This window comes from Pseudomonas sp. UTLPPB19802, assembly GCF_059730225.1.
Genome location: NZ_AP048545.1, coordinates 6,145,790 through 6,159,726, shown reverse-complemented (window position 1 = coordinate 6,159,726; position 13,937 = coordinate 6,145,790). Strand labels below are relative to the sequence as shown.

Here is a 13,937-nt window from a genome sequence, read left to right as displayed (position 1 = left end):
AGGGGTTATGGATAAGATTAGAGCCTGCTTGTTGGGCCTCCCGCGTCGGCAAAAACGCATTCTCCAGGTCATTGCCGACATCTTCCTGGTCTGGCTGGCCTTGTGGATGTCATTTGTCGTCAGGCTGGGGTTGGACGATGTGATCAACCCTTTCACCCAGCATCGCTGGCTGTTTCTTTCCGCTCCGGTGGTTTCCATTCCGCTGTTCATCAGGTTCGGCCTGTATCGCGCCGTGATGCGCTATTTCGGCAACGATGCTCTCATTGCCATCGTCAAGGCGGTGAGCCTGTCCGCATTGATTCTCGGTGTGGTGGTTTATCTCTACAGCAATCATCAGACGCTGGTGCCGCGGTCGATCATGTTCAACTACTGGTGGTTGAGCCTGATCATGATCGGTGGTCTGCGTTTGGGCATGCGCCAGTATTTTTTGGGCGACTGGTTTGGCGCTTCCCAACACATGCCGTTTGCCAATCGCGATAATGGTTTGCCAAAGGTTGCGGTATATGGGGCAGGTGCCGCTGGCAATCAGTTGGTTGCTGCGTTGCGAATGGGGCGGGCGATGCAACCTGTCGCTTTCATCGACGACGACGGTAGTATCGCTGATCGCAGTATCTCGGGCCTGCAGGTTTACAAGCCCAGGCATATCCAGCAGATGATCGACGCGACGGGTGCCCAGGAAATCCTCCTGACAATTCCTTCCTCTTCCCGTGCCAGGCGTCGCGAGATCCTCGGTCTGCTCGAGGGCTATCCTTTGCACGTACGCAGCGTGCCAGGTTTCATGGATCTGGCCAGTGGGCGAGTCAAGGTCGATGATATCCAGGAGGTCGACATCGCCGACCTGCTCGGGCGTGACGCGGTACCTGCCCAGTCCGAACTGCTCGAGCGCTGCATCAAGGGGCGTTCAGTGTTGGTGACGGGGGCAGGCGGTTCAATCGGCTCGGAGCTCTGCCGGCAGATCCTGGCCTTGCGTCCGACGACACTTCTGCTCTTCGAGCACAGCGAGTTCAATCTCTACAGCATCTTGTCCGAGCTTGAGCGCCGTGTGGACCGCGAGTCGCTGCCCGTGCGCCTGCTGCCGATCCTGGGTTCGGTTCGCAATCAGGATAAATTGCTGTCGGTCATGAAGACCTGGCATGTCGAAACGGTTTATCACGCCGCGGCCTACAAGCATGTCCCTATGGTCGAGCACAACATCGCCGAAGGTGTGCTGAACAACGTGATCGGTACGCTCAATACCGCGCAAGCGGCGCTGCAGGCGGGAGTGGCCAACTTTGTGCTGATTTCCACCGACAAGGCGGTGCGACCGACCAACGTCATGGGCAGTACCAAGCGTTTGGCCGAACTGACCTTGCAGGCCCTCAGCCGCGAGCAGGCACCGGTGCTTTTTGGTGATTCGAACAACGTATCGCGGGTCAACAAGACCCGTTTCACCATGGTCCGCTTTGGCAACGTGCTGGGCTCGTCGGGCTCGGTCATTCCCTTGTTCCACAAGCAGATCAAGGCAGGTGGGCCTCTGACGGTGACGCACCCGAAGATCACCCGCTACTTCATGACTATTCCGGAAGCTGCCCAGTTGGTGATCCAGGCCGGTTCCATGGGGCAGGGCGGAGATGTATTTGTCCTCGATATGGGTGAGCCGGTAAAAATCGTCGAGATGGCGGAAAAGATGATCCATCTTTCCGGCTTGAGTGTCCGTTCCGACAAGAACCCCCATGGCGACATCGCCATCGAGTTTTCCGGCCTGCGTCCGGGTGAAAAGCTCTACGAGGAATTGCTGATTGGCGACAACGTGGCAGCAACCCCTCATCCGATGATCATGACTGCCAATGAAGACATGCTGCCCTGGGATGTGCTCAAGCTACGCCTGGCCGAATTGCTCACTGCCGTGCAGAACGATGACTACGCACGTGTCCGACAACTGTTGCGGGAGACTGTCAGCGGCTACGCACCGGATGGCGAGATTGTCGACTGGATCTATCAGCAGCGCCGCCTGGACCCCTGAGCTACACACCCGGTAACGGCCTGGCTTTTGACAAGCCCCTGGCATCACCTAGGTTTGAAAGGCAGCTTCGGAAAAGCTGCTTTTCCCCTACGATGCCAAGGAGTGTCACTTATGCGTACAGGCGTTCTTCCTTCCCTGCTGTTAACCTTTCTGCTCGGTGCTACCGGCGCCGTCAATGCCGCGCCAGCCAATCCGGCTGTCCAGCAGCAACCCCCGGCCTCGAGCCAGGCGATGTCCACTACCAAAGCTGGCAAGGTCAATCTCAACACCGCCGATGCCCAGACCATCCAGCGCGAACTCACCGGTATCGGTGAAGCCAAGGCGCAGGCCATCGTTGCCCATCGCGAGGCGAACGGGCCGTTCTCTTCGGTGGATCAATTGCTGGAGGTGAAGGGGATCGGCAAGTCGATTCTCGACAAGAACCGCGACCAGCTGGATATCAACTGACGCCGATCGCCTGATCCTCGAGGCCGGTTGGAGGACCGGCCTCCTTTTCCGATGGGTTGGGTCCGGCGTTACTCGATCTGGTCCTTCAGATGCGCCTTGGTCACTTCCAGGATCTTTTTCGCCAGTTCCGGATCTTCCGCGCTGCGCGACATCACCAGCGCACCCACCAGGGTCGCCAGCATGACGATACTTTGCTCTTCGGCATCAGGCCCCGACCCCAGTGCCGTTTCCACCTGCCTGAGGCGCGACTCGATCACTGTGTCTGTCGTCGGGCTCGGCTCGCCACGCTGGCCCAGTTCCGAGCACATGGTCGGAATCGGGCAGCCGTGCTCGGGGGTGGTCTGGTGCCACTCGGAAAGGTAGCTGTCGATGAATGACTGCAGGGGCTTGTCCTGGCTGAACAGCATGTCGCAATGCACGTCCAGTTCGGCCGCCGCTTCCTGCAGGGCCTTTTCGACCAGTTCATCCTTTGACTTGAAGTGTGCGTAGAAGCCGCCGTGGGTCAGGCCCAAGGCTTTCATCAAGGGCTGCAGGCCGGTGGCACCAATGCCGTCGCGCCGAAAGCGTGCTGCCGCTTCCTTGATGATGCGCTCGTGGGTCTGTGCCTTGTGATCTTGTGAATAGCGCATGGCAGAACCTCCAAATCCATCGCCAATGATAACTGTGACTTGGAGGGGGATGGCCATACTTTTTTATCGAGGTGTTCAATTTCGTTCAAGTACCGTCGGTCAGCGATCCTGTGCGTCCTTGGCATCCGCTTCGGCATTGCGTTCCTGAACGCGTTTACGTTGTTCTTCGGTCAGTTCCACCTTGCTGGCGGTGTCACGCAACATCATCAGGCCTCCAACGATGGAGCCGATCGCGACCAGCAGGATCAACCAGGCATACCAGGGCATAGGGTTCTCCTTGATGGACCGATTCCGGGCGAACGATTCACATCGGTTGTCGGTCCTTGCCACTTTGAGTGAAGCGCTTTCTCAGTGGTTCAATTGTAACTCCGTTGTGCCCTGGTCGCTTTCAGAGTCCGGTCAGCATTGCATCCGCCGGGGCCGCCGCGCGCAACTGGCCGGTAAGCAGGAAATAGAGGAATCCGACAGCCATGAAGCCTACGAAAATCAGGCCGATCAGGGTGTTGAACCAGGCCATCGCTACCAGGCAGACAGCCGCCAGCAACAGCGCGATAGCGGGTATCAGGGGATAGCCCGGGGCCCGGAAGCTGCGTTCCAGCGAGGGCTCGGTGTGGCGCAGGCGGAACAGGCTGAGCATGCTCATGATGTACATGACGATGGCGCCAAATACCGCCATGGTGATCATCGCCGCAGTCAGCGTCATGCCACCCAGGTTGATCAGGCCGTCGCTATAGATCGCGGCAATGCCGATCAGGCCGCCGGCAATGATCGCACGGTGTGGGGTCTGGAAGCGTGACAGTTTTGCCAGCGACGCTGGCAGGTAGCCGGCGCGCGCCAGGGCGAAGAACTGCCGCGAGTAGCCGAGAATGATTCCGTGGAAGCTTGCCACGAGGCCGAACAGGCCGATCCAGACCAGCATGTGCAGCCAGCCGGAGCTGTCGCCGACTACGGCTTTCATCGCCTGGGGCAACGGGTCGTTGATGTTCGACAAGGTGCGCCAGTCGCCAACGCCGCCGGCGAAGAACATCACGCCCATGGCCAACAGTACCAGAGTCAGGATGCCGCTGATGTAGGCCTTGGGGATGGTCCGTTTCGGATCCTTGGCTTCCTCGGCGGCCATGGCCGCGCCTTCGATTGCCAGGAAGAACCAGATGGCGAAAGGAATGGCGGCGAAGATCCCGGCAATCGCGGGGGCACCGAAGCTATCCGAGCCGGCCCAGCCGTTCAGGGCGAAATGGCTGAAGCTGAAGGCCGGGGCGACCACGCCCATGAATACCAGCAGTTCAGCCACCGCCAGGATGCAGACCACCAGCTCGAAGGTCGCGGCCAACTTGACCCCGAGGATGTTCAGGCCCATGAATACGATGTAGGCGCCAACGGCGGCATGCCTGGGGTCTAGCGCCGGGAACTGCACGTTCAGGTAGGCGCCGATGGCCAGGGCGATGGCTGGCGGGGCGAAGACGAACTCGATCAGGGTCGCGAGTCCGGCGACCAGCCCGCCTTTCTCGCCAAACGCCCGCCGGCTGTAGGCGAAAGGCCCGCCGGCATGGGGAATGGCAGTGGTCAGTTCGGTGAAACTGAAAATGAAGCAGGTGTACATCGCCGCGACCATCAGCGAGGTCACCAGGAAACCGAGTGTACCGGCCACGCCCCAGCCATAGCTCCAGCCGAAGTATTCCCCGGAAATCACCAGGCCAACCGCAATGCCCCAAAGATGCAACGTGCCCAGCGTGGGCTTGAGTTGAGTGTTCATGTGTTTCTCCCTGAACCGTTTGGATACCGCTCGGGTCAGGCGAGTGCAGCGGGCGTGCCACTGCCGGGAAGGGTGTCGTAAAGCCGCAAAGGCTGTCGTATCGAGGATATTTCGTCGAGGTTGTCCGGGAATTCGACTTTAATTGGTGCAAGTGCGGGCATTTATGGCGCGTGTTCGGCAGATTTGCCGATCACCGGGTCCCGAACGCCACCGCGTTCCGCTACAATGCGCGCCGATTTCGACTTGCCTGAGAGCCCTCCATGTCCGCCTGCCAGACTCCTATCATCGTCGCCCTGGATTACCCTACCCGTGACGCCGCCCTGAAGCTGGCCGATCAACTGGATCCGAAACTGTGCCGGGTCAAGGTCGGCAAGGAGCTGTTCACCAGCTGCGCTTCGGAGATCGTCGGGACCCTGCGCGACAAGGGTTTCGAAGTATTCCTGGACCTCAAGTTCCACGACATTCCCAACACCACCGCCATGGCGGTCAAGGCTGCGGCGGAAATGGGCGTGTGGATGGTCAACGTGCACTGCTCCGGTGGCCTGCGCATGATGGCGGCGTGCCGCGAAGTGCTTGAGCAGCGCAGCGGACCCAAGCCATTGCTGATCGGTGTGACCGTGCTGACCAGCATGGAGCGTGAGGACCTGGCCGGTATCGGCCTGGATGTCGAGCCGCAGGTGCAGGTGCTGCGCCTGGCCGCTTTGGCGGAGAAAGCCGGCATGGACGGCCTGGTGTGCTCGGCACTGGAAGCCACCGCGCTCAAGAGTGCGCATCCTGGCTTGCAACTGGTGACACCGGGCATTCGCCCAGCGGGCAGTGCGCTGGACGACCAGCGTCGTATCCTGACGCCGCGTGAGGCTCTGGATGCCGGTTCCGACTACCTGGTGATCGGCCGTCCGATCAGCAAGGCTGCCGATCCGGCCCAGGCGCTGGCTTCGGTGGTTGCCGAACTGGCCTGACCCTGCGGATATGTGGGGCAAGGCTCCAGGCCTTGCCCCATGGTCTTCTCAGACCTTCAGCACCAGCTTGCCGAAGTTTTCCCCGCTGAACAGCTTCGCCAACGTCTCGGGAAAGGTCTCCAGCCCGTCGACGATATCTTCCTTGCTCTTGAGCTGACCCTTGGCCATCCAGCCGGCCATCTCTTGCCCGGCGGCGGCGAATTGCGCGGCATGGTCCATCACCACGAAACCCTCCATGCGTGCGCGATTGACCAGCAGGGCGAGGTAGTTCGCCGGGCCCTTGACCGCTTCCTTGTTGTTGTACTGGCTGATTGCGCCGCAGATCACCACGCGAGCCTTGAGGTTCAGGCGGGTCAGCACGGCGTCGAGAATATCTCCGCCGACGTTGTCGAAATACACATCGACGCCCTTGGGGCATTCGCGTTTCAGCCCGGCATGAACATCCTCGCTCTTGTAGTCGATGGTGCCGTCAAAGCCCAGTTCGTCGACCAGGAAACGGCACTTGTCGGCGCCGCCAGCGATCCCGACCACCCGGCAACCCTTGAGCTTGGCGATCTGCCCGGCGATGCTGCCCACTGCGCCTGCGGCACCGGAAATCACCACGGTTTCCCCGGCCTTCGGTGCACCGACATCCAACAGGGCGAAATACGCGGTCATCCCGGTCATGCCCAGCGCCGACAGATAGCGCGGCAACGGTGCCAGTTTCGGATCGACCTTGTAGAAACCACGTGGCTCGCCGAGGAAATAGTCCTGCACCCCCAGCGCGCCGTTGACGTAGTCACCCACGGCGAAACCCGGATGGTTCGAGGCGACTACCTGACCGACACCCAGTGCCCGCATCACTTCACCCAGGCCCACCGGTGGGATATAGGACTTGCCTTCATTCATCCAGCCACGCATGGCCGGGTCCAGGGACAGGTATTCGTTCTTGACCAGAATCTGGTTGGCGCCAGGCTCACCCACGGGGACTTCCTGGTAGGTGAAGGTCTCGCGGGTCGCGGCCCCGACCGGACGTTTGGCCAGCAGGAATTGGCGGTTGTTCTGGGTGGTCATGGCAGATACTCGATGAAATCAATGAAGCCTTGTAGATAGACCCTGATCGCCGCGAGGGCAAGTTTTGCCGGTCGGGCGAATAGGGCGCGATCCACTTCGCTGATGGTGGCCCACAGGCCGTTATCACCCTAACTTATCACCATCGTGCATGGGACGATAACCGGCCTTCTGATAGTGCTGCCCCGTGACGCCGACCTCTGGCTAGACTCAGCCCGCACGATCACTCACGCACGTTGCGAGGACAGGAATCATGAGCATGACGTTTTCCGGCCAGGTGGCCCTGGTGACTGGCGCTGCCGCCGGCATTGGCCGGGCAACCGCCCAGGCGTTCGCGGCCGAGGGCCTGAAAGTGGTGGTGGCCGACCTGGACGTGGCGGGCGGCGAGGGCACTGTCGAGGCGATTCGTGCCGCTGGTGGCGAGGCGATCTTCGTGCGCTGCAACGTCACGCTCGAAACCGAGGTGAAAAAGCTGATGGAGCAGGCTGTGTCTGCCTACGGACGGGTCGACTATGCCTTCAACAATGCCGGGATCGAGATCGAAAAGGGCAAGCTGGCCGACGGTACCCAGGACGAGTTCGACGCGATCATGGGCGTCAATGTCAAGGGTGTCTGGCTGTGCATGAAGTACCAGTTGCCGCTGATGCAGGCCCAGGGTGGTGGCGCCATCGTCAACACCGCATCGGTCGCCGGCCTTGGCGCGGCGCCGAAGATGAGTATCTATGCGGCCTCCAAGCATGCGGTCATCGGCCTGACCAAGTCGGCGGCGATCGAGTATGCGAAACGCGGTATTCGGGTCAACGCGGTATGCCCGGCGGTCATCGATACCGACATGTTCCGTCGTGCCTATGAAGCCGATCCGCGCAAGGCCGAGTTCGCCGCGGCGATGCATCCGGTCGGGCGCATTGGCAAGGTCGAGGAGATTGCCAGTGCAGTGCTCTACCTGTGCAGCGATGGCGCGGCATTCACCACCGGCCAGGCCCTCGCCGTGGACGGTGGCGCCACGGCCATTTGACCTGTCGCACTCTTCGTTGGCGGCTGTAGTTTCAAGGTAAAAAATAACCCGCGTATGCGGGTTATTTTATGTCCGCCAATCTTGTGAATGCAGTGGGAACATTCGCTTATTGGTGCAGGGAAATCGCTTTGGCCCGCAGCCTGCCTGGCTTCCAGCAATCTGCGTATAGGCTTTTTGTGCAAGCGGAAGGGGTGGTTTTGTATGGTTAACTGTTTAACGGGAAATAACCGTGCGTTGGAGCGTCACATACAATGGATCTGGAAATTGATCGGCAGGCCCTGGTGCCTGTCGTGCAGCAAGTCGTCAGTGCGATCGTCGAATGGATCCGCCTGAGCAGTGCCTGCCCCGGGGCTCGCCTGCCGTCGGTGCGGCAGTTGGCCAAGCAGAACTCCCTCAGCCAGACCAACGTGACCGAGGCCTACGAGCGGCTGGTGATGCAGGGCGTGTTGGCTTCGCGCAATGGTTCGGTGTTCATCGTCGCGCAGCCCACTGGCGTATCCCGGACGGTCTGCGAGCAGGAGTGGTACGAGGGGTTGGAGGCGAAGTGGGGCGCGTTCAGCGAGCACCCTCTCGGCGAGTTGAAACTGGGCTGCGGCTGGATACCGCAAGGGTGGCGCGAGAGCGATGATATCGGCTACGCCGTGCGTGAAGTCAGCCGCACACAGATGCAGGGACTGTTTCACTACAGTACCCCGCTGGGGCTGCCGGCCTTGCGCCAGCAGTTGCACAAGTGCCTGACCCAGAAAGGCATCCAGTCGGTGGATGGCGAAGTTCTGACGACCCTCGGGGTTACCCAGGGCCTTGACTTGCTGGTGCGCACGCTACTCAAGCCGGGTGATTGCGTGATCGTGGAAACCCCGGGTTACGGGAATCTCTACCGGCTCCTGCGGCTGCAGGGAGTCGAGTTGCTGGAGGTGCCCAGGACACGCTCGGGACCTGATCTCGAGGTATTGCGCGAACTCCTGCGCAACCACCGGCCCAAATGCCTGTTCATCAACAGTCTTTGCCATAACCCCACGGGTAGCAGCTTGACCCTGCCAGTCGCCACGCAGTTGCTGCAACTGGCCCGCTCGGAGGATTTCCTGATTGTCGAGGACGCTGTCTGCAGTGACCTGCAGGGCGGACCGGGAGTGCAGTTGGCGGCGCTGGATTCCGAGCAGCGGGTGATCTATCTCGGCGGCTTCTCGAAAACCCTGAGCAGTTCGTTGAAAGTCGGATTCATCCGCGCCCATGCCGGACTCATCCAGCGCCTGGCAGAGGTGAAGATGATCACCAGTCTCGGCGCGTCGCGATTTGCCGAGTGCGTGGTCGCCACCTTGCTGGCCAACGGTGCCTATCGCAAGTTGGTGCAGCGCCTGCGTCAACGCCTGGGAGCGGAGATGGCAACGACCCTGGACATGCTCGAGGAAAGCGGTTGGGAAGTGTTCAGCGAGCCCTCGGCTGGCATGTTCATCTGGGCGCGCAGTCGGCACTACAATCCGGCGCAGGTTCAGGCCGGTGCCCGCCAGCTCGGGGTGCTGCTGGCGCAGGACTCGGCCTTTACCCCGCGGGCAACCTCCGCCGGTTGGTTGCGGATCAACGTGGCTTATGCGAAGGACTTGCGGGCGCAGAAGTTCTTCCGTCTGCTGGGCGGTGCCGAATCGACCTCGACGATTCTGAAAACGACGCAGATGTAGCTTTTGGCCATTATTCCGGCGCCAAAGGCTTGTGTTTCACCGGTCGTGGTTGCGAACCTTCGCGAATCTTGAATGGCTTGCGCGCCTTCAGCATTCGACCGGAGATTACGCCCCATGATTTCTGCCGTGCAAGGACGTTTCGCCAGCCTCGGCATGGCGAAAAAGATGGGTATCGGTTTTACCCTCGTGTTGCTGCTCACCGGCCTGGTGGCGGCAATCGGCGTCTGGTCCTTGCAGGCCATCAGCCAGCGCTTCGACGGGCTCAAGCAGATGTCCTCGCTCAATAGCAGCCTGCTCAACGTGCGTTTGCTTGAGCAGGAGTATGCCTTGCATTCCAACCCCAGGACGGTGGATGCCCTGCACGAAGGCGTCGATGGCCTGGCGGCACAGGCCGAGATGCTCAAGGCGCAGTCGCCGGCCAACGTGGCGGTGATGAATGATGTCGAGCAGGCGCTGGCGGCGTATCGCAAGGCTTTCGACGAGTTCGTCGGGCTGACCCAGGCCAAGGATCTCGCGCTGGAAATGGCCAGTTGGTCGGTGTCGAGCGTGGCCAACAACCTGGATGTGCTGCAGGCCGGTCTGGCCGATGATGGCAGCTACACTCTCAAGCAGTCCCAGGGCCAGGACGGTAGTGACTTCCTTGAGCAGGCCGGGCAGGTCAGCCACGTTTCGCAACTGATGCTGCAGGCGATGAACGAGGCGCGGGTGCGTCTTGACCAGAGTCGCAAGGGCGACGAGGACAACCAGAACCAGGGCAAGATCGAGCAGGCGGAGCAGGCACTGGTCGGCGTCGAGCAGCTCAAGGGTTCGGTCAAGGATGCCGGCTACCAGACCGTGCTCAACGAGGTGGGTGGCCATATCGCCAGCTTCAACGAAAAACTCACTGAATACACCGGCCTGCTTGAGCAGGAGAAGAAGGTCTATCAGCAACTGCATGAGCGCGCGGCCCAGGTGGTCGAGCGGGTCAACCAGGCCTATGCCGCCGAAGACCAGTTGATGCAGGCCGAGTTGAAGAAGAACTCGCTATTGATCATCGGCTCCTCGGCGCTGGCCTTGCTGGTGGGCCTGGTGGCAGCACTGGTGATCAGTCGCCTGATCGTTGCGCCACTGCGCAGCGTGATTCGCGTGGCACAGCAGATCGCCGCAGGCGACCTGAGCGCGACGATCGAGGTGCGGCGGCGCGACGAAATCGGCCAGCTGATGCAGGCGATGCAGCAGATGGCCGCAGGCCTGAGCGGCATTGTCAGTGGCCTGCAGGCCGGGATCGAACAGTTGGCAAATTCGGCTCACTCCCTGTCGGCCGTCACCGAACAGACCAATCTTGAAGTCAGTACCCAGAAGGAAGAAACCGAGCAGGTGGCGACGGCCATGAACCAGATGACCGCCACCGTCCACGATGTCGCGCGTAATGCCGAGGAAGCGGCGCTGGCGGCGCAGACCGCCGACGAAAAGGTCGACAGCGGCCAGCAGGTGGTACGCCAGAGCATGCAGCGTATCGAGCAGTTGGCGGACTCGGCCAATTCGGCCAGCGTCAGCATCGAAAGCCTCAGTGCGGAAATCCAGAATATCGGTGCCGTGCTCGATGTGATCAAGAGTGTCGCCGAACAGACCAATTTGCTGGCGCTGAACGCCGCCATCGAGGCCGCCCGTGCCGGGGAGCAGGGGCGTGGTTTTGCCGTGGTGGCCGATGAAGTGCGGGCCCTGGCTCGGCGGACCCAGCAGTCCACCGAGGAAATCGAGCGGCTGGTCAGCGCCTTGCGTGCGGCGGCGCAGTCATCGGTGATGCAGATTCGCAGCAGTGGTGACCTGGTCAAGCTGGCGGTCAGCGATGCGCTGCAGACCGAGAGCGCGCTGGGCAGCATCGCCTCGGCGGTGTCATTGATCCAGCAGATGAACCAGCAGATCGCCGCGGCGGCCGAGCAGCAGAGTTCGGTAGCGGAGGAGATCAACCGCAGTGTCACCAGCATCCGCGCCAGTGCCGATCAGTCGGCGGTGGCGATGCAGGGCAATGCCGCGTCCAGTATCGAGTTGGCGCAACTGGGGATGGAGTTGAAGGGGATGGTTGGGCATTTCCGTACCTGAGCCTTTCAACTCTTCGTGGCGAGCGGGCTTGCCCGCGCTGGGCTGCTTGGCAGCCCCGAAAGCCAGCCACCTCGGCCCGTCACTTACACCGAGGAGTCTGGACCTGGGGCCGCTTTGCGCCCCAGCGCGGGCAAGCCCGCTCGCCACCGGCCCGTTCTTCAGGCCTTGCGCCAGTTGAGGATCAGCAACGTCAGCACGCCAGCCACGATGCCCCAGAACGCCGAACCCACCGAGAACAGGGTGAGCCCCGAGGCGGTGACCATGAAGGTGATCAGCGCCGCTTCACGCTCCTTGGGCTCGGTCATGGCGATGGTCAGACCGTTGATGATCGAGCCGAACAGCGCCAATGCGGCAATCGACAGCACCAGTTCCTTGGGCAGGGCGGCGAACAGCGCCGCCAGGGTGGCGCCGAAGGTGCCGGCGATGCCGTAGAAGATCCCGCACCAGACGGCCGCGGTGTAGCGCTTGTTCTTGTCCTCATGGGCATGTGGCCCGGTGCAGATGGCGGCACTGATGGCCGCCAGGTTGATACCGTGGGAACCGAACGGCGCCAGCAGCAGCGAGGCGATGCCGGTCACGCTGATCAGCGGCGAGGCCGGCACGTTATAGCCGTCGGCCCGCAGTACGGCGATGCCGGGCATGTTCTGCGAGGTCATGGCTACCACGAACAGCGGGATGCCGATGCTGATGGTTGCCGCCAACGAGAACGACGGCGTGGTCCAGACCGGGGTCGCCACTTCCAGCTGGAAGCCGCTGAAGTCCAGCAGGCCCAACAGTCCGGAGAGGGCAGTACCGACCAGCAGCGCGGCGAGTACTGCATAGCGTGGCGACAGACGCTTGGCCAGCAGGTAGGTGAAGAACATCCCCAGTACCAGGCCGGTGCGGTGCTGGGCAGCGACGAAAATCTCGCTACCGATCTTGAACAGGATGCCGGCCAGCAGTGCTGCGGCCAGCGAGGAAGGCAGGCGTTTGACCAGGCGCTCGAAGCTGCCGGTCAGGCCGCAGATGGTCACCAGCACGGCGCAGGTGATGTAGGCGCCGATCGCCTCGCCATAAGTGACGCCGGACAGGCTGGTGATCAATAGCGCCGCACCGGGCGTCGACCAGGCGACGGTGACTGGCGTGCGGTAGCGTAGGGACAGCCCGATGCTGCAGATCGCCATGCCGATCGACAGGGCCCAGATCCACGATGAGATTTGCCCGCTGCTCAGGCCGGCGGCCTGGCCGGCCTGGAACATCAGCACCAGCGAACTGGTGTAGCCGGTCATCATCGCGATGAAACCGGCGACCACCGCAGAGGGCGAAGTGTCGGCCAGCGGGCGCAATCGCGGGTGAGTGAGGTCGGTCATGGGGGCTTTCCTTGTACGGATAAAACGGGGCGTTAATGGCGCTTGCAGCCTAAACGCAAAGGTATCTGTTTATTGCGGTACAGCCGTGACCGCAAACAGCCGTACAGTCGTGTTGGTGCTACAGGTTGTGTACAATATGCCATGATTTTACGCGATACTTGTCAGCGATCCATTGTGGCTTATGACAGTCCCTTGCCCCGTTCCCGACTCGAGTGCCCATGAACGAACAGTTGCAGCCCCTCAAGAAACAACCGCGAGCAGGCAAGGCCGGCCGCAGCGTGACCCAGGACGATATCGTCTACGCGCATATCTTCGAGGCGATCCTCGAGCAGCGCCTGGCGCCCGGCACCAAGCTGAGCGAAGAGGCACTGGGGGAAATTTTCGGGGTCAGCCGGACGATCATTCGCCGGGCCCTGTCGCGACTCGCCCATGAGGGCGTGGTGCTGCTGCGGCCCAACCGCGGTGCGGTGGTGGCGAGCCCGAGCGTCGAGGAAGCCCGCCAGGTGTTCTTCGCCCGGCGCATGGTGGAAAAGGCGATCACAGAACTGGCGGTGCAGCACGCGACGGCCGAGCAACTGGCCGAGTTGCGGCAGATGGTTCGCGACGAGCGCGAGAGCTTTTCCCGTGGCGATCGTGGGGCGGGGATTCGCCTGTCCGGCGAGTTCCACCTGAAGTTGGCGGAAGCGGCGATGAATGCCCCTCTGATCAGCTTCCAGCGCAGCCTGGTGTCGCAGACTTCGCTGATCATTGCCCAGTATGAAAGCGGCAATCGCTCGCACTGTTCCTACGACGAGCACACCCAGTTGATCGATGCCATCGAGGCTCGGGACGCGGCGTTGGCGGTGGACCTGATGATGCACCACATGGACCACATCGACAGCAAGCTCAACCTTGACGAGGAGAGCGCTTCGGATGACCTGCATGCGGTGTTCTCGCACCTGCTGCAGACCAAGCGGCCGTCGGCCAAGCTCTGAT

12 protein-coding genes and 1 pseudogene are annotated in these 13,937 nt (G+C 61.6%); 8 read left to right on the top strand and 5 right to left on the bottom strand.

Going from position 1 to position 13,937, the window contains the following annotated elements; translation table 11 throughout:
- Positions 1-7: 7 nt before the first annotated feature.
- Together AC6I6U_RS26655 and AC6I6U_RS26650 are read left to right on the top strand one after the other, a co-directional pair.
- Positions 8-2,002 (top strand): polysaccharide biosynthesis protein, encoded by a 1,995-nt coding sequence (locus AC6I6U_RS26655; protein WP_497878975.1) that lies wholly within the window; start codon positions 8-10, stop codon positions 2,000-2,002.
- Between the two features lie 111 nt (positions 2,003-2,113).
- A complete protein-coding gene (locus AC6I6U_RS26650; RefSeq protein WP_497878974.1) occupies positions 2,114-2,449 on the top strand; it encodes a ComEA family DNA-binding protein in 336 nt (111 codons plus the stop codon).
- A 68-nt stretch (positions 2,450-2,517) separates the two neighbouring features.
- Here AC6I6U_RS26650 and AC6I6U_RS26645 read toward each other — a convergent pair whose 3' ends face one another.
- The 3 genes from AC6I6U_RS26645 to eat form a co-directional block, all read right to left on the bottom strand.
- On the bottom strand, positions 2,518-3,078 hold the full coding sequence (locus AC6I6U_RS26645) for a TetR/AcrR family transcriptional regulator (RefSeq protein ID WP_497878973.1): 561 nt from the start codon (positions 3,076-3,078) through the stop codon (positions 2,518-2,520).
- A 99-nt stretch (positions 3,079-3,177) separates the two neighbouring features.
- A complete protein-coding gene (locus tag AC6I6U_RS26640; RefSeq protein ID WP_497878972.1) occupies positions 3,178-3,345 on the bottom strand; it encodes a DUF2897 family protein in 168 nt (55 codons plus the stop codon).
- Positions 3,346-3,466: 121 nt separating this feature from the next.
- On the bottom strand, positions 3,467-4,831 hold the full coding sequence (gene eat, locus AC6I6U_RS26635) for an ethanolamine permease (RefSeq protein WP_497878971.1): 1,365 nt from the start codon (positions 4,829-4,831) through the stop codon (positions 3,467-3,469).
- Between the two features lie 260 nt (positions 4,832-5,091).
- Here eat and pyrF point away from each other — a divergent pair, with 260 nt between their 5' ends.
- The gene (pyrF, locus tag AC6I6U_RS26630; protein WP_497878970.1) at positions 5,092-5,790 is read left to right on the top strand and encodes an orotidine-5'-phosphate decarboxylase; all 699 of its coding nucleotides are present in this window, start codon (positions 5,092-5,094) and stop codon (positions 5,788-5,790) included.
- A gap of 48 nt (positions 5,791-5,838) precedes the next feature.
- On the opposite strand, the gene AC6I6U_RS26625 is transcribed toward pyrF, so the two are convergent.
- On the bottom strand, positions 5,839-6,843 hold the full coding sequence (locus AC6I6U_RS26625; protein ID WP_497878969.1) for an NADP-dependent oxidoreductase: 1,005 nt from the start codon (positions 6,841-6,843) through the stop codon (positions 5,839-5,841).
- Positions 6,844-7,093: 250 nt separating this feature from the next.
- Here AC6I6U_RS26625 and AC6I6U_RS26620 point away from each other — a divergent pair, with 250 nt between their 5' ends.
- The 4 genes and pseudogenes from AC6I6U_RS26620 (at position 7,094) to AC6I6U_RS26605 (ending at position 11,613) form a co-directional block, all read left to right on the top strand.
- Positions 7,094-7,855, top strand: a complete 762-nt coding sequence (locus AC6I6U_RS26620; RefSeq protein ID WP_497878968.1) for an SDR family oxidoreductase — start codon at positions 7,094-7,096, stop codon at positions 7,853-7,855.
- Between the two features lie 251 nt (positions 7,856-8,106).
- Positions 8,107-9,531 (top strand): aminotransferase-like domain-containing protein, encoded by a 1,425-nt coding sequence (locus AC6I6U_RS26615; RefSeq protein ID WP_497878967.1) that lies wholly within the window; start codon positions 8,107-8,109, stop codon positions 9,529-9,531.
- A 72-nt stretch (positions 9,532-9,603) separates the two neighbouring features.
- A pseudogene (locus AC6I6U_RS26610) lies at positions 9,604-10,704 on the top strand (methyl-accepting chemotaxis protein); the annotation flags it as partial.
- 27 nt (positions 10,705-10,731) lie between these two features.
- Complete coding sequence (locus AC6I6U_RS26605; protein WP_497883109.1) at positions 10,732-11,613, top strand: methyl-accepting chemotaxis protein; 882 nt, start codon at positions 10,732-10,734, stop codon at positions 11,611-11,613.
- A 158-nt stretch (positions 11,614-11,771) separates the two neighbouring features.
- Here the strand turns inward: AC6I6U_RS26605 and AC6I6U_RS26600 are convergent, their stop codons facing one another.
- Entirely contained in the window at positions 11,772-12,962 is a 1,191-nt protein-coding gene (locus AC6I6U_RS26600; protein ID WP_497878966.1) for a benzoate/H(+) symporter BenE family transporter, read from the bottom strand.
- 218 nt (positions 12,963-13,180) lie between these two features.
- Between AC6I6U_RS26600 and AC6I6U_RS26595 the strand changes: the two genes are divergently transcribed.
- Positions 13,181-13,936, top strand: a complete 756-nt coding sequence (locus AC6I6U_RS26595; protein ID WP_497878965.1) for a GntR family transcriptional regulator — start codon at positions 13,181-13,183, stop codon at positions 13,934-13,936.
- Position 13,937: the final 1 nt, after the last annotated feature.

Excerpts from the sequence above, each read along its gene's own strand:
- AC6I6U_RS26655 (WP_497878975.1), top strand. The coding sequence starts at position 8 with ATGGATAAGATTAGAGCCTGCTTGTTGGGCCTCCCGCGTCGGCAAAAA.
- AC6I6U_RS26650 (WP_497878974.1), top strand. The coding sequence starts at position 2,114 with ATGCGTACAGGCGTTCTTCCTTCCCTGCTGTTAACCTTTCTGCTCGGT.
- AC6I6U_RS26645 (WP_497878973.1), bottom strand. The coding sequence starts at position 3,078 with ATGCGCTATTCACAAGATCACAAGGCACAGACCCACGAGCGCATCATC.
- AC6I6U_RS26640 (WP_497878972.1), bottom strand. The coding sequence starts at position 3,345 with ATGCCCTGGTATGCCTGGTTGATCCTGCTGGTCGCGATCGGCTCCATC.
- eat (WP_497878971.1), bottom strand. The coding sequence starts at position 4,831 with ATGAACACTCAACTCAAGCCCACGCTGGGCACGTTGCATCTTTGGGGC.
- pyrF (WP_497878970.1), top strand. The coding sequence starts at position 5,092 with ATGTCCGCCTGCCAGACTCCTATCATCGTCGCCCTGGATTACCCTACC.
- AC6I6U_RS26625 (WP_497878969.1), bottom strand. The coding sequence starts at position 6,843 with ATGACCACCCAGAACAACCGCCAATTCCTGCTGGCCAAACGTCCGGTC.
- AC6I6U_RS26620 (WP_497878968.1), top strand. The coding sequence starts at position 7,094 with ATGAGCATGACGTTTTCCGGCCAGGTGGCCCTGGTGACTGGCGCTGCC.
- AC6I6U_RS26615 (WP_497878967.1), top strand. The coding sequence starts at position 8,107 with ATGGATCTGGAAATTGATCGGCAGGCCCTGGTGCCTGTCGTGCAGCAA.
- AC6I6U_RS26605 (WP_497883109.1), top strand. The coding sequence starts at position 10,732 with ATGCAGGCGATGCAGCAGATGGCCGCAGGCCTGAGCGGCATTGTCAGT.
- AC6I6U_RS26600 (WP_497878966.1), bottom strand. The coding sequence starts at position 12,962 with ATGACCGACCTCACTCACCCGCGATTGCGCCCGCTGGCCGACACTTCG.
- AC6I6U_RS26595 (WP_497878965.1), top strand. The coding sequence starts at position 13,181 with ATGAACGAACAGTTGCAGCCCCTCAAGAAACAACCGCGAGCAGGCAAG.